The sequence below is a fragment of the Sideroxyarcus sp. TK5 genome, from assembly GCF_054601595.1.
This window is the reverse complement of sequence record NZ_BAAHSJ010000001.1, coordinates 1-18,891: the sequence shown is the minus strand read 5'-3', so window position 1 is coordinate 18,891 and position 18,891 is coordinate 1. Positions and strand designations below refer to the sequence as shown.

The 18,891-nt window shown below is 52.7% G+C and carries 19 protein-coding genes; 3 read left to right on the top strand and 16 right to left on the bottom strand.

Features of this window, described 5'->3' with window-relative positions; genetic code table 11:
• Window positions 1-26: 26 nt before the first annotated feature.
• The 16 genes from atpG to rpmH form a co-directional block, all read right to left on the bottom strand.
• On the bottom strand, window positions 27-893 hold the full coding sequence (gene atpG / locus ACYPYQ_RS00095; RefSeq protein ID WP_459717443.1) for a F0F1 ATP synthase subunit gamma: 867 nt from the start codon (window positions 891-893) through the stop codon (window positions 27-29).
• A gap of 13 nt (window positions 894-906) precedes the next feature.
• Window positions 907-2,448, bottom strand: coding sequence for a F0F1 ATP synthase subunit alpha (gene atpA / locus ACYPYQ_RS00090; RefSeq protein WP_459717438.1), 1,542 nt, complete (start codon window positions 2,446-2,448; stop codon window positions 907-909).
• A gap of 28 nt (window positions 2,449-2,476) precedes the next feature.
• Window positions 2,477-3,010, bottom strand: coding sequence for a F0F1 ATP synthase subunit delta (locus tag ACYPYQ_RS00085; RefSeq protein ID WP_459717434.1), 534 nt, complete (start codon window positions 3,008-3,010; stop codon window positions 2,477-2,479).
• Window positions 3,011-3,015: 5 nt separating this feature from the next.
• Window positions 3,016-3,486: a F0F1 ATP synthase subunit B gene (locus ACYPYQ_RS00080; protein ID WP_459717431.1), complete on the bottom strand. Its 471-nt coding sequence runs from the start codon at window positions 3,484-3,486 to the stop codon at window positions 3,016-3,018.
• A 40-nt stretch (window positions 3,487-3,526) separates the two neighbouring features.
• Complete coding sequence (gene atpE, locus ACYPYQ_RS00075) at window positions 3,527-3,766, bottom strand: F0F1 ATP synthase subunit C (protein WP_212785950.1); 240 nt, start codon at window positions 3,764-3,766, stop codon at window positions 3,527-3,529.
• A 53-nt stretch (window positions 3,767-3,819) separates the two neighbouring features.
• Complete coding sequence (gene atpB, locus ACYPYQ_RS00070) at window positions 3,820-4,719, bottom strand: F0F1 ATP synthase subunit A (RefSeq protein ID WP_459717423.1); 900 nt, start codon at window positions 4,717-4,719, stop codon at window positions 3,820-3,822.
• Window positions 4,709-5,182, bottom strand: coding sequence for an ATP synthase subunit I (locus tag ACYPYQ_RS00065; protein ID WP_459717418.1), 474 nt, complete (start codon window positions 5,180-5,182; stop codon window positions 4,709-4,711). Before ACYPYQ_RS00065 ends, atpB begins: the two co-directional genes overlap by 11 nt.
• Before the next feature lie 11 nt (window positions 5,183-5,193).
• A complete protein-coding gene (locus ACYPYQ_RS00060) occupies window positions 5,194-6,051 on the bottom strand; it encodes a ParB/RepB/Spo0J family partition protein (protein ID WP_459717413.1) in 858 nt (285 codons plus the stop codon).
• A gap of 21 nt (window positions 6,052-6,072) precedes the next feature.
• The gene (locus ACYPYQ_RS00055) at window positions 6,073-6,855 is read right to left on the bottom strand and encodes a ParA family protein (protein WP_459717410.1); all 783 of its coding nucleotides are present in this window, start codon (window positions 6,853-6,855) and stop codon (window positions 6,073-6,075) included.
• Between the two features lie 12 nt (window positions 6,856-6,867).
• Complete coding sequence (gene rsmG, locus ACYPYQ_RS00050) at window positions 6,868-7,482, bottom strand: 16S rRNA (guanine(527)-N(7))-methyltransferase RsmG (RefSeq protein ID WP_459717406.1); 615 nt, start codon at window positions 7,480-7,482, stop codon at window positions 6,868-6,870.
• The gene (gene mnmG / locus ACYPYQ_RS00045; protein ID WP_459717403.1) at window positions 7,472-9,376 is read right to left on the bottom strand and encodes a tRNA uridine-5-carboxymethylaminomethyl(34) synthesis enzyme MnmG; all 1,905 of its coding nucleotides are present in this window, start codon (window positions 9,374-9,376) and stop codon (window positions 7,472-7,474) included. Before mnmG ends, rsmG begins: the two co-directional genes overlap by 11 nt.
• A gap of 89 nt (window positions 9,377-9,465) precedes the next feature.
• Complete coding sequence (gene mnmE / locus ACYPYQ_RS00040; protein ID WP_459719272.1) at window positions 9,466-10,809, bottom strand: tRNA uridine-5-carboxymethylaminomethyl(34) synthesis GTPase MnmE; 1,344 nt, start codon at window positions 10,807-10,809, stop codon at window positions 9,466-9,468.
• On the bottom strand, window positions 10,793-12,427 hold the full coding sequence (gene yidC, locus ACYPYQ_RS00035; RefSeq protein WP_459717400.1) for a membrane protein insertase YidC: 1,635 nt from the start codon (window positions 12,425-12,427) through the stop codon (window positions 10,793-10,795). Before yidC ends, mnmE begins: the two co-directional genes overlap by 17 nt.
• A 24-nt stretch (window positions 12,428-12,451) precedes the next feature.
• Window positions 12,452-12,661 (bottom strand): membrane protein insertion efficiency factor YidD, encoded by a 210-nt coding sequence (gene yidD, locus ACYPYQ_RS00030; protein WP_459717397.1) that lies wholly within the window; start codon window positions 12,659-12,661, stop codon window positions 12,452-12,454.
• On the bottom strand, window positions 12,658-13,017 hold the full coding sequence (rnpA, locus tag ACYPYQ_RS00025) for a ribonuclease P protein component (RefSeq protein ID WP_459719269.1): 360 nt from the start codon (window positions 13,015-13,017) through the stop codon (window positions 12,658-12,660). Before rnpA ends, yidD begins: the two co-directional genes overlap by 4 nt.
• Window positions 13,010-13,144 (bottom strand): 50S ribosomal protein L34, encoded by a 135-nt coding sequence (rpmH, locus tag ACYPYQ_RS00020; protein ID WP_459717392.1) that lies wholly within the window; start codon window positions 13,142-13,144, stop codon window positions 13,010-13,012. Before rpmH ends, rnpA begins: the two co-directional genes overlap by 8 nt.
• A gap of 145 nt (window positions 13,145-13,289) precedes the next feature.
• On the opposite strand from rpmH, the gene dnaA reads away from it, so the two are divergent.
• From dnaA to gyrB, 3 genes are all read left to right on the top strand, one after another.
• Window positions 13,290-14,636, top strand: coding sequence for a chromosomal replication initiator protein DnaA (dnaA, locus tag ACYPYQ_RS00015; protein WP_459719266.1), 1,347 nt, complete (start codon window positions 13,290-13,292; stop codon window positions 14,634-14,636).
• A 199-nt stretch (window positions 14,637-14,835) separates the two neighbouring features.
• On the top strand, window positions 14,836-15,945 hold the full coding sequence (dnaN, locus tag ACYPYQ_RS00010) for a DNA polymerase III subunit beta (RefSeq protein ID WP_459717389.1): 1,110 nt from the start codon (window positions 14,836-14,838) through the stop codon (window positions 15,943-15,945).
• A 40-nt stretch (window positions 15,946-15,985) separates the two neighbouring features.
• Window positions 15,986-18,415: a DNA topoisomerase (ATP-hydrolyzing) subunit B gene (gyrB, locus tag ACYPYQ_RS00005; RefSeq protein WP_459717386.1), complete on the top strand. Its 2,430-nt coding sequence runs from the start codon at window positions 15,986-15,988 to the stop codon at window positions 18,413-18,415.
• Window positions 18,416-18,891 lie beyond the last annotated feature (476 nt).

Genomic DNA, 18,891 nt, shown 5'->3' with positions numbered 1-18,891 from the left:
TAATTCTGAATTCTTTGCTATCGAAATCACTCAAGCGCCGCCGCGCCGCCCACGATCTCCGAGATCTCCTTCGTGATCGCTGCCTGACGAGCTTTGTTGTAGACCAGTTTGAGTTCGCTGATGACGCTCTTGGCATTGTCGGAAGCGGCTTTCATCGCCACCATTCGCGAGCTTTGCTCGGAAGCCATGTTCTCAACCACGGCCTGATACACCAGTGATTCGATATAGCGAAGCAACAGTTCGTCGATGACCTTCTTGGCATCCGGTTCATAGATGTAGTCCCAGTTTCCTTCGCTGGTTCCCATCTTCTCCCCGGTCAGTGGCAACAATTGCTCTACGCGCGGCTCCTGCTTCATCGTATTGATGAAGTGGTTGTAACTCAAATATATCGCATCGATCTCGCCCGCCACATATGCATCCAGCATCGCCTTGACGGTGCCGATCAGTTTCTCGATATGCGGCGTATCACCCAAGCCCGTGAGGTGCGACTGGACTTTGGCCCCGATACGGTTCATGAAACCGAACCCTTTGTTGCCGATCGGGCATACCAGCAGACCTTTGCCTTCACCTTCCCAGGACTTCATCTCGTTTACTGCGAGACGCAACAGGTTGGTATTCAAACCACCGCACAGGCCTTTGTCTGAAGTGACGACGATCAATCCCACGTTCTTTACTGTTTCGCGCTTCACCAGGAACGGATGCTTGTATTCCGGATTTGCACGTGACAGGTGAGCGGCGACATTGCGGATCTTCTCGGCATAAGGGCGAGCGGCGCGCATACGATCCTGCGCTTTGCGCATCTTCGCAGCTGCCACCATCTCCATCGCACGCGTGATCTTGCGCGTATTCTCTACGCTCTTGATCTTGGTGCGAATCTCTTTACTGCCCGCCATAACTCAGCTCCCCTTAGTAGACTGCAGTTGCCTTGAACGATTCGATTGCAGCGGCCAGCAGCTTCTCATTGTCTGCAGAGAGGTCCTTGCTCGCTTCAATCGCGTCCATCAGTTCCTTCTTGCTCGATTTCAGGTTTGCGTGCAAAGCGGACTCGAAAGCCAGTGCCTTGTTAACCGGAACGTCGTCGAAATAGCCCTTGTTCACTGCAAACAGCGTCGTTGCCATTTCGGATACGGACAAAGGTGCGTACTGCAATTGCTTCATCAATTCTGTCACCAGACGGCCGCGCTCCAGCTGTTTGCGGGTCGATTCGTCCAGGTCGGAAGCGAACTGCGCGAACGCGGCCAGTTCACGATACTGGGCCAGCGCCAGACGCACACCGCCACCCAGCTTCTTGATGACCTTGGTCTGTGCTGCACCACCCACGCGGGACACCGATACACCTGCGTTGATCGCGGGGCGGATACCGGCGTTGAACAGGTCGGCTTCCAGGAAGATCTGACCGTCGGTAATGGAGATCACGTTGGTCGGCACGAAGGCGGACACGTCACCGGCCTGGGTCTCGATGATCGGCAGCGCGGTCAGCGAACCTGTCTTGCCCTTGACTTCACCTTTGGTGAAGGCTTCGACGTAGTCGGCGTTCACGCGGGCTGCGCGCTCAAGCAGGCGGGAGTGCAGATAGAACACGTCGCCGGGGTAAGCTTCTCGGCCGGGAGGACGGCGCAGCAGCAGGGAGATCTGGCGATAGGCCCAAGCTTGCTTGGTCAAATCGTCATACACGATCAGTGCGTCTTCGCCGCGATCGCGGAAGTATTCGCCCATGGTGCAGCCCGAGTACGGAGCCAGGAACTGCATCGCGGCGGAGTCGGAAGCGGTCGCTGCCACGACGATGGTGTATTCCATCGCGCCGTGCTCCTCCAGTTTGCGCACCACGTTGGCTACGGTCGAGGCTTTCTGGCCGACAGCAACGTAGATACAGGTCATGTTCTGACCCTTCTGGTTGATGATCGCGTCGACAGCGACAGCGGTCTTGCCGGTCTGGCGGTCGCCGATGATCAGTTCGCGCTGGCCGCGGCCGACCGGGACCATGGAGTCGATGGACTTCAGACCGGTCTGCACCGGCTGGTCAACGGACTTACGTGCGATAACGCCCGGCGCGACCTTTTCGATCTTGTCGGTCATCTTTGCATTGATCGGACCCTTGCCATCGATGGGCTGGCCCAGCGCGTTCACCACACGACCGCGCAGCTCGGGGCCGACCGGCACTTCCAGAATGCGGCCCGTGCACTTGACGGTGTCGCCTTCGGTGATGTGCTCGTATTCGCCCAGAATAACGGCACCGACGGAATCGCGCTCGAGGTTGAGTGCCAGACCGAAGGTGTTACCGGGGAATTCCAACATTTCGCCCTGCATCACATCGGACAGGCCGTGTACGCGAACGATACCGTCGGTTACGCTGACCACCGTACCTTCGGTGCGCGCCTGGGTCAGTGCTTCGAAGTTATCGATGCGACTGCGGATCAAATTGCTAATTTCAGAAGGATTGAGCTTCATCTGGATTTCCTTATTCTTGATAAATCTATCAGGCCAGGGCTGTCGCCATTTCGCCAAGGCGCGTCAACGCGGATCCGTCGATGACCTTGTCTCCGGCGCGGATCACCACGCCACCCAGCAATTCTTTTTTGATGCGGCTTTCAAGTTTGATCTCTCGGCCCATGCGCTTTTTCAGCGAAGCTGCGATCTTGTCTTGCTGCGCGGCTGACAATTCGAACGGAGACTCAACCACTACACTGACCGATTTTTCCGCTTCCGCTTTCAGTGCTGCAAAGCTGGCTGCAATCTCTGGCAGAACCGATACGCGCTGATTGTCGGCCAGGATATGCACGAAGTTCTTCAGCTTGGCATCCGGAGCGTTACCCAGAAAACCCGCCATAAGCGAAGCCACTTGTGTTTTCGCTACCTTCGGATTGCCGATGATGGCGCGCACTTCGGGGTGGGAGACTGCTTCTGCCAGTGCAATGAGTGCATCCGACCAAGCCTGTAGCGCATTCAGCTTTTGAGCTTCCTCAAAAGCTGCTTGGGCATAGGGACGTGCAATGGTTATGGCTTCAGACATGGTGATCAGATTTCCGCAACGAGTTTGTCCAGCAGATCGTTATGCGCCTTGGCATCGATCTCTCGACCCAGGATCTTGCCGGCACCTGCCAGCGCGATCGCGGATACCTGTGTGCGCAGCTGTTCTTTTGCGCGGAACACTTCCTGATCGATCTCAGCCTTTGCACCCGCGATGATGCGGTCACCCTCGATCTTGGCCTGAGTCTTGGACTCTTCGACGATCTCACTCGCGCGCTTTTCGCTGTTGCCAATGATCTCGCCAGCTTTCTCCTTCGCTTCGCGCAAGATCTCTGCGGAACGACGGGACGCGAGCTCCAGGTCCTGCTTGGCGCGTTCTGCATCTGCCAGACCGTCAGCGATCTGCTTCTTGCGCTCGTCCAGCGCCGCCACGATCGGGGTCCACACGAACTTCATGCAGAACCATACGAACAGCGCGAACATGATCAGCTGAGCGAGAAGAGTTGCATTGATATTCATGCAAGCTTCCTTTCTAAATTATGCGTTTCGCTTGCGCGAATCAGCCCACCACTGCGAACAGAACGTACATGGCGATACCGACAGCGATCATCGGGACAGCATCGACCAGACCCATCACCACGAAGAACTGTGTACGCAGCATCGGGATCAGCTCAGGCTGGCGCGCTGCGCCTTCCAGGAAGCGACCACCCAGGATACCGATACCGACAGCTGCGCCGAGCGCGCCCAGACCCATCATCAATGCGCCAGCGATGTACAGCAGTGCGTTTGCCATTTCCATTTTCAATTTCTCCTGTTAGATAAAAGTAAAGTTAAAGTTAAGTGAAGCCGAAATTAGTGGTGTTCCTGATGCGCCATATCCAGATAGACCACGGTCAGCGTCATGAAGATGAACGCCTGCAGGGTTACGATAAGGATGTGGAAGATCGCCCAGCCGAGAGACAGCAGAATCTGCGAACCGAACAAGGTGACACCGCCCAGCGAGAAGCCCGCCCAAGCGCCGCCCATCAGCGCGATCAGGATGAAGATCATTTCACCCGCATACATATTGCCGAACAAACGCAGCGCCAGCGAGATCGGTTTGGCGATCAGGTTGACGCCTTCCAGCAGGAAGTTGACCGGCATACCCCATTTGCCGAACGGCTGCAGGGTAAGCTCGCCCATGAATCCGCCGAACCCCTTCATCTTCACGCTGTAGTACAGAACCAGCAAGAACACGCCGATGGCCATGCCAAATGTCGCATTGGGGTCGGTTGAAGGGACGACCTTGAAGAAAGGTACGCCCAGCGCAGACATCATCAGCGGCACCCAGTCGATCGGGATCAGATCCATCAAGTTCATCATGAAAACCCAGAAGAAGATGGTCAGTGCCAGTGGTGCAACCATGTTGTTCTTGGAACTGAAAGAACCGCGAACGCTGGTATCGATGAATTCGATTGCCCATTCGCAGAAGTTTTGCAGACTGCCGGGAGTTCCGCTCACTATTGTTTTCGCTACGTGGCGGAATACGAACAGGAAGATCGCACCCAGCAGCAAAGACATGAAGAATGTATCCAGATTGAGTGCCCAGAAGCCCATAGCCTTGGCTTCTGCTGCGCTATGAGCGATACCCCATGTGCCGTCCGGCAACTGGCCATATGTCAGGTTCTGAAGGTGGTGCTTGATGTAATCACCCGATGTGTGGGCCGCCTCGTGAGCTACCTCGGTTGCTGCATGCGCCATTTCACTGGACATTTTGTGAGCCACTTTCCGTCTTGAACTTTAACAATAAGCGCGCTGCCAGCAGCGTCGCCTGCCCCAATACAAATCCACCCATTACCATCAGCGGAGAATCCTTGAGTTCTACCAGGGCCAGACCCAGCAGAACCACAACCGCCAAAAACCGCTCGGCGGCAAAAAAATACATGAGCCGTAATTGTTGATGCGCGTCTTGGATCGGGCGCCGAGTCGCCTGGGACATCCTCCAGGCAAGCAACGCGCCGTTGAGAATCGAAATCCCTCCCCCAACCAACACTGCTATCGCATTTTGCGGCGAGCTTCCCAAAATGACAGCACCAGCTGCGGACAGCGTCACCAGCATTTGGAGCCAGATCACTTGGCGTGCCGATCTTTCTTCTTGTTCTTCGGCTTGGAAAAGCGGCGGGATGATAGCGGCGTTCTTACGGGGTGTCAAACACTCTTGCAGCTGTTTTCCCATGACTTCGTACGCTATCCAGCTCGGGTCAGCCGTGTGATCAATTCGTCCAGATGGTCGTTGCTCGCATACTCGATGACCAGTTTGCCCTTCCCTTTGCTACCACTTTTGATCTGCACACGTGTGCCTATCTTCTCGGTCAGCTCTTCTTGCAGGCGTTCTGTATCCCTGTTCGCCACCCTTTGTCTGGAACCGGACTTTTGTACAGCCTCCCCCTGTTTTTGCACCAGCATCTCGGCCTCACGAACTGACAGGCCATCCAACACCACCTTGTTTGCCAGCATAATCTGTTGCGCCGGCTCCAGTGACAGCAAGGCCCGTGCGTGCCCCATATCCAGCTTGTTTTCCATCAACATGCCTTGCACCTCTACCGGCAATTTCAGTAATCGCAACAGATTGCTGGCTGCACTTCTGGATCGTCCGACCGCATCGGCTGCTTCCTGATGGGTCATCTGGAATTCATCTATCAGACGCTGAATGCCCACCGCCTCCTCCAGCGGATTCAAATCTTCGCGCTGGATGTTCTCGATCAGTGCCATGGCCAGCGCTGCGTTATCCGGGACGACGCGCACCAATACCGGCACCTGAGTCAATCCCGCCAATTGCGAGGCGCGCCAGCGGCGCTCTCCGGCTATGATTTCGTAACTACTGTTCGGCAATTCACGTACCAGGATCGGCTGCATCACACCTTGCGATCTGATGGAGGCAGCCAATTCTTTGAGTGACTCCTCGTCCATATGGCTGCGCGGCTGGTACTTGCCAGGCTTGAGCTGGTTTACGTTCAATTCGCGTAACGATTCATTGGTCTTTGTTGCGCCGCCACCCAGCAGCGCATCCAATCCCCTGCCCAAGCCCTTGTTTATTTTTGCCATTGTTTTTCCGTTCAATTTAAGTTATTGAATAACCTGATTTTTCTGTGCTCTATTCAGGATCTCTCCAGCGAGCGCCAGATATGCTTGTGTTCCTTTGGACTGGGCGTCGTGGTACAGCACTGGCACGCCATAGCTCGGGGCTTCTGCCAGCCTGATGTTGCGAGGAATCACAGTGCGGTACACCTTCTCCCCGAAATGTTGCTGCAATTGATCAGAAACCTGCTGCGCCAATGAGTTTCTCGGGTCGAACATGGTACGCAATAGCCCCTCGATCTCAAGCTGAGGGTTCAAGCTTTCTCGTACCATGCGTATGGTGTTCACCAGATCGCTCAATCCTTCGAGCGCATAATATTCGCACTGCATGGGGATCATCACGGAATGTGCCGCGCACAATCCGTTCAGCGTCAATAGATTAAGTGCGGGGGGGCAATCCACAAGTACGTAATCGTATTCGTGCTCGACAGACTCGATCTCATTTTTCAAGCGCGTTTCGCGCCCATCCACGTTCACCAGTTCGATCTCTGCACCGGCCAGATCCCTGCTGGCTGCCAACACATCGTATTTCCCTTGTTGGTAGCTTATCCTGGCTTGCGCAATAGTGGCCTCGCCCAGCAGTACATCATAGACAGTAGTTTGCTGCGCATGCTTGTCTATGCCGCTGCCCATGGTTGCATTCGCCTGCGGATCGAGATCGACCAGCAACACACGCTTTCTCGCCGCAGCAAGACTGGCTGCCAGATTCACCGTCGTCGTGGTCTTTCCAACCCCGCCCTTCTGGTTGGTTATTGCCATTATCCTTGTCATTCCTGTCGCTCCCTATTTCCTGCCTGCGATCACCAGACTTCTTGATGCATCAAGTCCCGGCACTTGCAACGAGATGATTTGGTCAACTTTATATTGGCTGGGAATGCTTTCTTCCAGTTTCCCCTTCATGGCAGCCCAGCGTCCCGTCGGGGCCAGCAACCTCTCGGTCAGGCTGAAAAAATTCCCAATCTCGGCAAATGCCCGGGAAATAATCCCGTCGTACCGTCCATCTTCCTTCCAATCCTCAACCCTGCCGGTATTTACGCGTACGTTCTTCAACCCGAGCCGAATGACTGCCTGTTGCACGAATCCCGTTTTTTTTGAATTGCTGTCCAGCAATGTAAACTCCCAATCAGGACGCATGATAGCCAGCACTATTCCTGGCAGCCCTCCGCCGCATCCCACATCCAGCCATTTGCCAGCCCACAGATGCGGCAGTATTGCCAGACTATCCAACAGATGGTAAGTCACCATTTCTGGACCGCTTTTGATCGCGGTCAAGTTGTACACTTTATTCCATTTCTGCATCAAGGCCATATATTGGAGTAACTTCGCCTGGGCGTCTGCACTCAGCTCCATGCCTAATTTCTCCGCGCCAGCGATCAGTATTTGGCGCTCACTCTGCATCATTGCCACCCGAACGGATTGTACGAAACCCTCGCTTCAGATGAACCAGCAACAATGCAATATCGGCCGGGGTAATTCCCGAGATGCGGCTCGCATGGCCTATCGTTTCCGGCTTTTGCAGATTCAATCTCTGTTGCGCCTCGATGGATAAGGCCCTCACCTCTCGATAGTCCAACGTCAAGGGAAGCTCCAGATTCTCTTGGGAAGCCTGCTGTTGCACCTCTTGATTCTGTTTGGTGATGTAGCCCTGATATTTGGCACAGATCTCCACCTGCTGGGCCACAACCTCTTCCGCCACACCTGGGCCGCTATTCGGTAATGACATCAATGCGTCGTAACTCACCTCCGGACGTCGCAATAGATCGTACAAAGAGTATTCTCGTTCGACCGGCTTTCCCAAGACACGAATCGCGTGTTCTTCACTCAGGATCGCAGGGTTGAGCCAAGTGCTTTTCAGGCGCTGCTCCTCGCGTTCAATCGCCTCGCGTTTCTCGTTGAAGGCCCTCCAGCGCGCCTCACCCACCACCCCCAGATTCCAGCCAACTTCAGTCAACCGCAGGTCCGCATTGTCCTCGCGCAGCTGGAGCCTGTATTCAGCCCGACTCGTGAACATTCGATATGGCTCCGTCACGCCCCTAGCCGTCAGATCATCGACCATCACACCGATGTATGCTTCGTTGCGCTTTGGAATCCAAGCTTCTTTCTCGCTTGCATATCGAGCTGCATTAATCCCCGCTAGCAGACCTTGTGCGGCCGCCTCTTCATAACCCGTTGTGCCATTGATCTGCCCGGCAAAGAACAAACCCGCCATTGCCTTGGTTTCCAACGATCTTTTTAGACCTCTGGGATCGAAGTAGTCGTACTCTATGGCATAGCCGGGGCGCAAAATATGCGCATTTTCAAGGCCCTTGATCGAGCGTACCAATGCTATCTGCACATCAAAGGGAAGGCTGGTCGATATTCCGTTGGGATAGATCTCATGTGTCTGCAAGCCTTCCGGTTCAAGAAATATCTGATGGGAATCTTTGCCGGCAAACCGGGTTATCTTATCCTCGACGGAAGGGCAATAGCGCGGCCCCACACCCTCGATCACGCCCGTGAACATCGGGGAGCGATCCAGCCCTCCTCGAATGATCTCATGGGTTCTTTCGTTGGTTTCCGTGATCCAGCATGGCATCTGTCGCGGATGCTGGGCGGCTTTACCCATGAATGAGAACACCGGGGGCGGATCATCACCCCACTGTTCCTTCATGACTGAGTAATCGACAGTGCGTCCATCAATTCTGGGGGGGGTACCGGTTTTCAGCCGACCGACCGGCATCCCCAACTCGCGGAGTTGCTCGGCTAGCGCAATCGAGGGGGGATCCCCCGCTCGCCCAGCCGAATAATTCGATTGGCCCACATGTATCAGGCCGGACAAAAAGGTCCCCGCCGTCAGGACGACGCTATTGGCTGAAAAACGAATCCCCGCTTGGGTAATTACACCCTCTACCTTATTTGTGTTGATGATCAAGGCGTCCACCGCCTGCTGGAACAGCCATAGATTCTCTTGGGTTTCCAAGCGTGAGCGTATGGCTTGTTTATACAGCAATCTATCAGCCTGCGCTCTGGTTGCCCTGACTGCTGGACCTTTGCTGGCATTCAAAATTCGAAATTGAATACCGCCCTCATCCGTCGCCGCAGCCATGGCACCATCGAGTGCATCAACCTCTTTGACCAGATGGCCCTTGCCAATCCCGCCAATCGATGGATTGCAGGACATCTGACCCAAGGTTTCTATATTGTGGCTAAGCAACAACGTCTTGCAACCCGCTCGAGCACTTGCTAGTGCCGCCTCGGTCCCCGCATGACCGCCGCCAACAATGATCACATCAAATTTATTCGGATAATCCATCGTATTCACGAATCAAAAGGGGGGCGCATCTTACATCAGGGCGATCCAACCACAAAACCATGTTTCACGTGAAACAATTGTGTTTCGCTCTATTTACCTATGCAAAACTTCCCGAAAATTTCGCCCAACAGGTCGTCAGCAACGAATTCTCCGGTAATCTGGTTAAGCTCGTTTTGGGCGTAGCGCAACGATTCTGCGAACAACTCCAGTTGGCCGCACAAGTTCTCTGCACCTCGCAGGGCTGTCACTGTCTGGGATATCGCATCCATATGCCTGGTCCTGGCCATGTATATGCCTTCTTCCCGGCGCCAGCCTACGGCGCTGAGAATGGCTTCCTTTAGAAGCTCCACACCCTCTCCCGTCTTGGCGGAAAGGAACACCCGCGTCGTCCCGCCATGTCGCTCGATAGAAGCAGGTGCACCAGTTAGGTCGATCTTGTTATGGACGAATATCGTTGGGGTAGCGCAGTCTTGCATTTCCGCCGCAACCATGTTTTTCGCTGTTACTGCGCTTGTTTCGTCTATCAACAGGATGATCAGGTCGGCTTTGTCTATGCTTTGGCGAGCTCGAACGATACCCATCTGCTCCAGCACATCTTCGGTTTCGCGTATTCCCGCTGTATCGACCAGATGGATCGGCACCCCTTCGATCTGCAAAGCTTGCCGTATGGTATCCCGTGTCGTGCCGGGGATATCACTCACCAGCGCCACTTCCTCGCCTGAAAGCAGATTCAGCAAGCTAGACTTTCCCGCATTGGGCGCGCCGATCAAAACGACCTGGGCACCTTCCCGCAATATATTTCCTTGCGTAGCCAATGACTGTATATGCTCCAGCTCACCCCTCAAGGCACCCAAATCTGTCTGCAGCCGCCCGGAATCAACCGTCACAACGCCTTCTTCTTCAGGGAAGTCCAAGCTGGCCTCAACGAACACTCTCAAACGTATGATTTTTTCCAGAACGGAGGTTATGGCCCTAGAGAATTCACCATTAAGAGATCGAACCGCGCTTTTCGCCGCTTGTTGTGTGGTCGCTGCTATCAAGTCTGCAATGCTTTCTGCTTGGGCCAAATCAAGCTTGCCATTCAAGAATGCGCGTTGGCTGAACTCTCCGGGCTGGGCCAGGCGCGCCCCAAGACTGATACAACGATGCAGGATGGACTGCATAACTGCCGGCCCGCCATGACCTTGCAATTCAAGCACTTCTTCTCCTGTAAAGGAGTTGGGGGCAGTGAAATATAGCGCTATTCCCTGGTCCAGGGTTTCACCGGCGTCATCAAGGAATGGTGTATAGGTAGCAATTCGAGGGGCCAACTCTCGCCCCGTAATGGCCTTTGACAGGCCCTTCAAGGAAGAGCCTGTTACTCGAACCACGCCGATCCCACCTTGACCTGGCGCAGTGGCAATCGCCGCTATTGTGTCAGGCTTTGGCAACACCCTTTTGAGCCGCTTCTGCACCGCGAGTGATATACCACTGCTGTGTAATGGACAGGATGTTGTTTACGATGGAATACAATACCAACCCTGCGGGAAAGAAAAAGAAGATGACACTGAATGCCACTGGCATGATCTGCATAATCTTGGCTTGCAACGGGTCAGTCGGCGTGGGGTTGAGTTTACTTTGTATCAGCATGCTGACCCCCATGATGACAGGCAGCACAAAATAGGGATCGGTCGCGGAAAGATCTACGATCCAGCCCACAAACGGTGCGTGACGCAACTCCACGCTTTCCAGGATAGCCCAATACAGGCCGATGAAAACCGGGATCTGGATCAACACTGGCAGACATCCGCCCAAAGGATTGATCTTCTCGCTCTTGTACAGGTCCATCATCGCTCTGTTGAGTCGCTCTCTATCATCACCACATTGCTGTTTGATCTTTTCCAGCTTTGGAGCAACCAATCGCATTTGAGCCATGGATCGGTAGCTCGCGGCTGACAAGGGGAAGAACACAAGCTTGATCAACACCGTCAGCACAATGATGGCCACCCCCCAGTTCCCTGTCCAGTCATTCAGGAACGACATCAACCAGAACAAGGGCGATGCGAATATCGTGAATATTCCATAATCAACCGACAAACCAAGGCCGGGCGCGATGTCGTTGAGCTTGGTCTGGGCAGGGCCAACATAAAGCCTTGACTTGATCTCGACAGCTTGACCAGGTGCGACTTCGGCTTCTGGCATAACAACGCCGGCCGAATACAGCCCATCACCCAGAGATTTTGTGTAGAACTCTCGTTGACCATTGCCTTCTGGCAACCAAGCCGATACGAAATAGTGCTGCAACATGCCGACCCAGCCATTATTGGCCGCCGTAGGTAACTTTTGCTTCTCCTTGGCAATATCGCCAAATTCAATCTTCAAAAACTTTTCTTCATCCGTATAGATAGCCGGGCCAGTATAAGTCGGAATGAACATCGACCCACCCTCTGGCGGCACCTCGTCCCTTACCAATTGAAAGTAGGCTGTGGGCTGGATGATCTCTTTGCTTTTGTTTTCAATGCGGTAGGTAACGTCAACCAAATAAGAGTCGCGATGGAATACAAGTGTTTTGGTAACCTGTGCCTGGTTGTTTTCAGTAGCAGATAATACGACCGAAACAGCCTCTTTTCCGTCTTCCAGACGGGTCGTCCCGGTCAGGTCTGTCTGGAATTGCGCGTTATGCGTGGGAAGCCCGGGACCCAGCAATCCGGATTGGGCTACATATGTGCGGCTGCCATCTTTTTGAAACAGTGTGATCGGCTTTGTCTTGTCATCTGCCACACGATGCTTCAGCAAAGAGAAACCAACGATGCTCCCGCCGGCTGTGTCGATGTGAGCAACATAGTTGTCTGTTTCAACAACCAGGATTTTTCCAGTTGCCGCCGCGTTTGTTGTTTGCTCTTTGGGCTGTGCAGGAACTGATTTCAGTGAAGTCACTTCAGGTGTTACTTCAACGCCCTTCTTTTCCTGTGTCTGAGGGGTTGTCGGCTGACCTTGTCGACTCCACTCGCCCCACAATATGATCAAGGAAAAAGAAAAAACGATAAAAAGCAATAAGCGCCGTGTTTCCATGAATCTGTCACCTGTCAGTATTGTCTAAGGTACGGGATCGAAACCGCCCGCATTCCAAGGGTTGCACCGCAATATTCGCTTTGTAGACAGCCAAACGCCCTTCAATACCCCGTGTTTGACGATTGCTTCTTCTGCGTATTGTGAGCAACTTGGATGAAACCTGCATGAAGGCGGCCGGAGCGGGCTGATCAGGTATTTATATACGCGCACCAAAAATAGCAATATTGATTTCATTTCTTCACCAATATCACTTTCAACATCTCGGCAAGCGCAGAGAAAACCTGCGATAGCTCCGCTGTTTCGATCGGTCTTCTCAATCTAACAATCACATCCTGCTGTAAGCCGCTTCTGGCTTGAAGGCGAAAGCTCTCTCGAATCTTTCGCTTCAACCTGTTACGTTGGACAGCACCGGGGATGTGGCGCTTACCAACGGACAGCCCTAGTCTTGCGCATCCCGAATTGTTTGGTTTGGAATGGATGACAAACCAGCGATTCGATATGGGCTTTTCTTGCAAAAGCCTGGAAAAACCTTCTTGGCGTGAAATCCTGGAACGCCTAGGAAAACAAAAGTTTTGTCCCGCTTTATACACCAAGGCGGGTTCTACCCTTTGCTCGACGGGCAGCAATCACTGCACGACCTCCCTTGGTCTTCATGCGAACGAGGAACCCGTGGGTGCGTTTTCTTTTGGTTACTGACGGTTGAAATGTGCGCTTCATGGTTGAATCCTATATTTCTAGTATTGAAAAGCTCGCAATTACAATCGTTTGCGCTTCCTCTGTCAAGCTTAATTTATATTGTGGATAACTTTGGGTGGAGCTTGTAGAATCGTGCGGTCTACAAGTGATCGAATCCTGTCTTTTTATGTCATCCCAAGGCCTGTCTGTGTCCTACCAGAAGTATTTTCAGGAATTGCTGCCCCCGCAACAATACAATTCCTGGATCAAGCCCTTGTTGTTCGAAATTGATGGCAACAAAGTCATTCTTACCGCTCCAAATAGCTTTACCTTGAGAATCATTCAGGAACGTTTTCTCACCGCTCTATCAAAGCAAGCCCATGATTTCTTTGGGTTCCCTGCTGAAATAGAGCTAAGGCTCCAAAAAAAACGTACTAGCAAACCTGTAGTGCCCAATGAGCTACAAAGCGCTTCCACACCCGTCCCGGCAACAACACCAAAAATTCAAAAATCCTCCGGCAAGCTTAATCCTCTGCTTACTTTTGATACATTTGTAACCGGTAAAGCAAATCAACTCGCACATGCGGCTGGTTTACAGGTTGCAGAAACACCGGGGGCGACGTACAACCCTCTCTTTGTCTACGGGGGCGTGGGGTTGGGAAAGACCCATCTATTACAATCGATTGGGAACTTGGTTGCAAAAGAGAATAGTGATGCAAAGATTTGTTACATCCATGCCACCAACTATGTTTCCGGTGTAGTCAAAGCCTTCCAGACAAAAAGCTTCGATGAGTTCAAGCAGTATTACAACTCATTGGATTTATTGCTTATTGATGATATTCAGTTCATCGCGGATAAACCTGGGACTCAACAAGAATTCTTCTATACCCTTAACTCATTGATAGATACCAATAAACAGGTTGTAATCTCTTGCGATACCTTTCCCAAAGAGATATCAGGGATAGAGCCCCGGCTTACATCCAGATTCACCTGTGGTTTGACTGTCGCTATAGAGCCGCCTGGACTTGAGATGCGGGTAGCAATCTTGTTGCAGAAAGCCGCTAATAGCGCCACTCCCATCACAGAAGATGTCGCTTTCTTCATCGCCAAACACGTCCGCTCCAATATCCGCGAGCTGGAAGGGGCGTTGAACAGAATCGAGGCCTACGCTCGTTTCCACAAGAAAGCGATTTCAATTGATCTGGCCAAGGAAGCGCTAAAAGATTTGCTCGCCGCGCAAAACAAGCAAGTTTCTATCGAAAACATTCAAAAGACCGTCGCGGACTTCTACAGAATCAAGTTAGTTGAATTGTTATCCAAGAAAAGAACACGCGCGATCGCCCGCCCTCGACAGATCGCTATGGCTTTGGCCAGAGAACTAACTCAGCTCAGTCTTCCTGAAATAGGTAATACGTTTGGCGGAAGAGACCATACCACTGTGCTCCATGCTTGCAAGACAATAGATTCATTAAGGAACACTGATTCAACGATAGAAGCAGAATTCAATCTATTGCATCAGACATTAAGGGGATAACTATGGATATCGCTGTTTATAGTTGTGAGCAAGTGCAGAAAAATTCGTTTTGATTTTTTTTTCCACAATCTGTTTACAGTATTCAGTACCGTTGAGTAACAGCATTTAATATATTAATGTTGTTGATTTAAAAGAGATTTACAGGCTTTCCACAAAAACGATCGCTGTTATTATTTTTATTAAGAATTTAAGGAAAAACATGTTTATCAAACAAATCAATCGAAATGACTTGGTAAAACCCTTACAAGCAGTTGTCGGTATTGTGGAAAGGAAGCAACCTCTTCCGATCCTTTCAAATGTATTGCTTAGAAAAAGCGGAGATTCGCTTAACCTGGTGACGACAGATCTAGAGATACAGATTGAAGCCAGGCAAAAAATTGATCTACAGGGGTCGGATGGTCCTGACTCTATAACGATATCAGCCAAAAAATTCCAGGATATTTTGAAAGCGATCCCGGAAGAAAGTCTGGTCAGTCTGGACATCCAGGAAAGTAAGCTGCTTGTAAAAGCCAACAAGAGTAAATTCAGCTTGCAAACATTGCCCGCTCAGGACTTTCCGAATCTTACAGACCAATTGGATGGGGCAACCAAGATCCGAATCAAACAAGGCAAGATGAAACGCCTGTTGAGTTCGGTGCAGCATGCAATGGCACAGCAAGATATTCGCTATTATCTCAATGGTGTTTTAGTGGTTGTGGAAAATACTTCCATCAAACTGGTTGCGACCGACGGTCATCGTTTGGCCTACATCGCAGAAGAAATGGATGGCGAATATCCAAAATTGGAAGTGATTCTTTCCCGCAAAACCGTGAATGAATTATTGAAACAACTCACAGATAGTGATGATGAACTGCTAATTGAGCTCGCAGAAAAACAAGTAAGGTTCAATTTTGCAGACACCACCATGACCTCCAAGGTGATTGATGGGAAATTTCCTGATTACACTCGGGTCATTCCCAACCACACCAATCATTTGGTATTGAATAGAGTGGTTATCATGCAGGCGCTACAAAGGGCGGCAATCCTGTCCAACGAAAAATTCCGTGGGGTAAGACTGCTTCTTACACAGAATAACCTGCAAATAATCAGCAACAACAGCGAACAAGAAGAAGCCCAGGAGGATATTGAGACCCAATACACAGGAGGTGCGCTGGATATTGGATTCAATGTAAATTATCTGCTTGATGGTATTAATTACTTGAATAGTGATGAGGTGACATTCTCATTTGGGGATCAAAATAGCAGCTTATTGATTACAACACCCGAAAAGAATGACTATAAATATGTAGTTATGCCCATGCGTATTTAACTTGTTCCACGTGAAACAGCAATGAAAGTGTAAATAAGAGATGAGCGAAAACTACGACGAATCAAGTATCCAGCAACTAGAAGGACTCGAGGCTGTACGTAAGCGCCCCGGCATGTACATCGGCGATACTTCGGACGGCACCGGCTTGCACCATATGGTGTTCGAAGTGGTGGATAACTCCATCGATGAAGCCTTGGCAGGGCATTGCGATGACATCAAAGTCATCATCCATGGGGATAACTCGATCTCTGTTGCCGACAACGGTCGAGGTATCCCGATTGGCATAAAACTGGACGACAAGCACGAACCCAAGCGCTCTGCCGCCGAGATCGTCCTGACCGTACTGCACGCTGGTGGTAAGTTCAATCAGAACAGCTACAAGGTATCCGGCGGCCTGCACGGCGTAGGCGTGTCCTGCGTTAACGGTTTGTCCGAATGGCTCAAGCTCATCATCCACCGCGATGGCAAGAAATACGGCTTGGACTTTGCTCGTGGGCACGTCAAGGATCGCTCGATCGAGCAACAGAACGGCGTGGATGTTTCCCCGGTGCGCGACCTGGGAGAGAGTAAGAAGCGCGGTACCGAAGTGCACTTTCTGGCTGACAAAGAAATCTTTGGGAACGTCGAGTTCCATTACGAGATCTTGGCCAAACGCCTGCGCGAGCTTTCCTTCCTGAATAACGGTGTGAAGATCGAACTGATCGACGAGCGTACTGGGAAGAGCGAGAACTTCGCGCATTCCGGTGGCGTGCGCGGTTTCGTCGAATACATGAACAAGAGCAAGAGCGTACTGCATCCCAATCCTTTCTATGCCGAAGGCACTTCCGGTCCGGTGAGCGTGGAAGTCTCCATGCAGTGGAACGACAGCTATTCCGAAGCTGTTCAGTGCTTCACCAACAACATCCCGCAGCGCGATGGCGGCACCCACATGACCGGCTTGCGTATGGCGATGACCCGCGTCATCAACAAATACATTGAAGAACATGAACTGGCCAAGAAGGCCAAGGTGGACACCACCGGCGACGACATGCGCGAAGGTCTGACCTGCGTGTTGTCGGTCAAAGTGCCCGAACCCAAGTTCTCCTCCCAGACCAAGGATAAGCTGGTTTCCAGCGAAGTCCAGCCCGCGGTGAACGAAGTGGTGTCGCAGAAGCTGGCCGACTACCTGCTGGAGAACCCGGTGGATGCCAAGATCATCTGCGGCAAGATCGTCGAGGCTGCCCGCGCCCGCGACGCTGCCCGCAAGGCACGCGAACTGACCCGCCGCAAAGGCATCCTGGACGGCATCGGCCTGCCCGGCAAACTGGCCGACTGCCAGGAGAAAGATCCAGCCCTGTCCGAGTTGTACCTGGTCGAGGGCGACTCCGCCGGCGGCTCCGCCAAGCAGGGCCGCGACCGCAAGTTCCAAGCCATCCTGCCGCTCAAGGGCAAGATCCTCAATGTCGAAAAGGCCCGCTTCGAGAAGCTCATCGCCTCGCAGGAGATCGCCACCCTCATCACCGTGCTGGGCACCGGCATCGGCAAGGAGGAATACAGCGCCGAGAAGCTGCGTTACCACCGCATCATCATCATGACCGACGCGGACGTGGACGGCGCGCACATCCGTACCCTGCTGCTCACCTTCTTCTATCGCCAGATGCCCGAGCTGGTCGAGCGCGGCCATATCTACATTGCCCAACCGCCGCTGTACAAGATCAAGAAAGGCAAGGAAGAGCGCTACCTCAAGGACGAGCACGAGCTGAAGAACTACATGCTGGCCGCAGCGCTGGATGGCGCCGCGTTCTACCCCGCGCTCGATGCCGCCCCCATCCAGGGCGAAGCGCTGGGCGAGATCGCCAAGCAGTATTTCCTCGCCGAAGCCGTCATCGACCGCCTCTCCCACTTCATCGCGCCCGAAGCCAGCCACGCCCTGCTCGTCCTGCCCGAACTCTCGCTGGCCGACGCAGCCCAGGCCGAAAAGAGCGCCAGGCTGTTGCAGGATGCCTGCGGCGGCATCATCAAGACCGTGGTCGAGACCGACGAGAACGGCGAACTGCGCCTGCGCCTGGAAAAGACCTGGCACGGCAACCACTCCGTCAGCTACCTCAATCAGGAATTCCTGCAAGGCGGTGACTACACCCAGATCCGCCAGACCGCCCGCGCACTGGAAGGCCTCATCTCCCCCAGCGCCTACGCCCAGCGCGGCGAACAGAAGCGCGGCGTTGCCAGCTTCAAGCAGGCCATCGAATGGCTACTGGAAGACGCCAAGAAGGGCGTCAACATCCAGCGCTACAAAGGACTGGGCGAGATGAATCCCGACCAGCTGTGGGAGACCACGATGGATGTGAAGAACCGCATCCTGCTCAAGGTGCGCATCGAGGACGCAATCGGGGCGGACGAAATCTTCACGACGCTGATGGGGGATGTGGTCGAACCGCGCCGGGCGTTCATTGAACAGAATGCGCTGGGGGTGAAGAATCTGGATGTTTAATGCAAGATAGATTTGGGAACTTTCTGCCGATGGAATAACTTCTCACGACAGAAAGTAATCCCCGGTGCGGAGGCATCCGCGTCGTCAGGTGGCCAAGACCCAACATGAATTACTTCGCCTTGGCTCTCGTAACCACCAAAGCCCGGCCACATTCAGTTGCGGTCGAGCGGGCCCGCGAGACTGCTTATCATGGGTGAATTGTCATGATTGAGCTATCGCCAAAGTTGAAAATCAGCTGTAGGCAATTACAAGAATTTCTGTTGTTTTTGCTTATGATGATATTCAGTTAGCATCAAACCCGGCCCCGCAAGGGGCCGGTTCTTTCAAAAAGAATAATGGTGTTGCAGAATAAGCTTGGTAGGCTATGACCTGCCCCCTGTAGCCCTACCACCGATCAGTAGTAAAGCCCTTGGGTTGCGAGCTTAAACTATTTCACTGCTCGATTGCATTGCTCCATCTTTGTTCTGCCGGTGCTG

Bases quoted from the DNA above. Each gene is read 5' to 3' on its own strand.
- yidC (WP_459717400.1), bottom strand. From the start codon at position 12,427: ATGGAAACACGGCGCTTATTGCTTTTTATCGTTTTTTCTTTTTCCTTG.
- atpG (WP_459717443.1), bottom strand. From the start codon at position 893: ATGGCGGGCAGTAAAGAGATTCGCACCAAGATCAAGAGCGTAGAGAAT.
- dnaA (WP_459719266.1), top strand. From the start codon at position 13,290: ATGTCATCCCAAGGCCTGTCTGTGTCCTACCAGAAGTATTTTCAGGAA.
- atpA (WP_459717438.1), bottom strand. From the start codon at position 2,448: ATGAAGCTCAATCCTTCTGAAATTAGCAATTTGATCCGCAGTCGCATC.
- ACYPYQ_RS00065 (WP_459717418.1), bottom strand. From the start codon at position 5,182: ATGGGAAAACAGCTGCAAGAGTGTTTGACACCCCGTAAGAACGCCGCT.
- gyrB (WP_459717386.1), top strand. From the start codon at position 15,986: ATGAGCGAAAACTACGACGAATCAAGTATCCAGCAACTAGAAGGACTC.
- rpmH (WP_459717392.1), bottom strand. From the start codon at position 13,144: ATGAAGCGCACATTTCAACCGTCAGTAACCAAAAGAAAACGCACCCAC.
- atpB (WP_459717423.1), bottom strand. From the start codon at position 4,719: ATGTCCAGTGAAATGGCGCATGCAGCAACCGAGGTAGCTCACGAGGCG.
- dnaN (WP_459717389.1), top strand. From the start codon at position 14,836: ATGTTTATCAAACAAATCAATCGAAATGACTTGGTAAAACCCTTACAA.
- ACYPYQ_RS00055 (WP_459717410.1), bottom strand. From the start codon at position 6,855: ATGACAAGGATAATGGCAATAACCAACCAGAAGGGCGGGGTTGGAAAG.
- mnmG (WP_459717403.1), bottom strand. From the start codon at position 9,376: ATGGATTATCCGAATAAATTTGATGTGATCATTGTTGGCGGCGGTCAT.
- ACYPYQ_RS00080 (WP_459717431.1), bottom strand. From the start codon at position 3,486: ATGAATATCAATGCAACTCTTCTCGCTCAGCTGATCATGTTCGCGCTG.
- yidD (WP_459717397.1), bottom strand. From the start codon at position 12,661: ATGAAATCAATATTGCTATTTTTGGTGCGCGTATATAAATACCTGATC.
- rsmG (WP_459717406.1), bottom strand. From the start codon at position 7,482: ATGCAGAGTGAGCGCCAAATACTGATCGCTGGCGCGGAGAAATTAGGC.
- ACYPYQ_RS00085 (WP_459717434.1), bottom strand. From the start codon at position 3,010: ATGTCTGAAGCCATAACCATTGCACGTCCCTATGCCCAAGCAGCTTTT.
- ACYPYQ_RS00060 (WP_459717413.1), bottom strand. From the start codon at position 6,051: ATGGCAAAAATAAACAAGGGCTTGGGCAGGGGATTGGATGCGCTGCTG.
- atpE (WP_212785950.1), bottom strand. From the start codon at position 3,766: ATGGAAATGGCAAACGCACTGCTGTACATCGCTGGCGCATTGATGATG.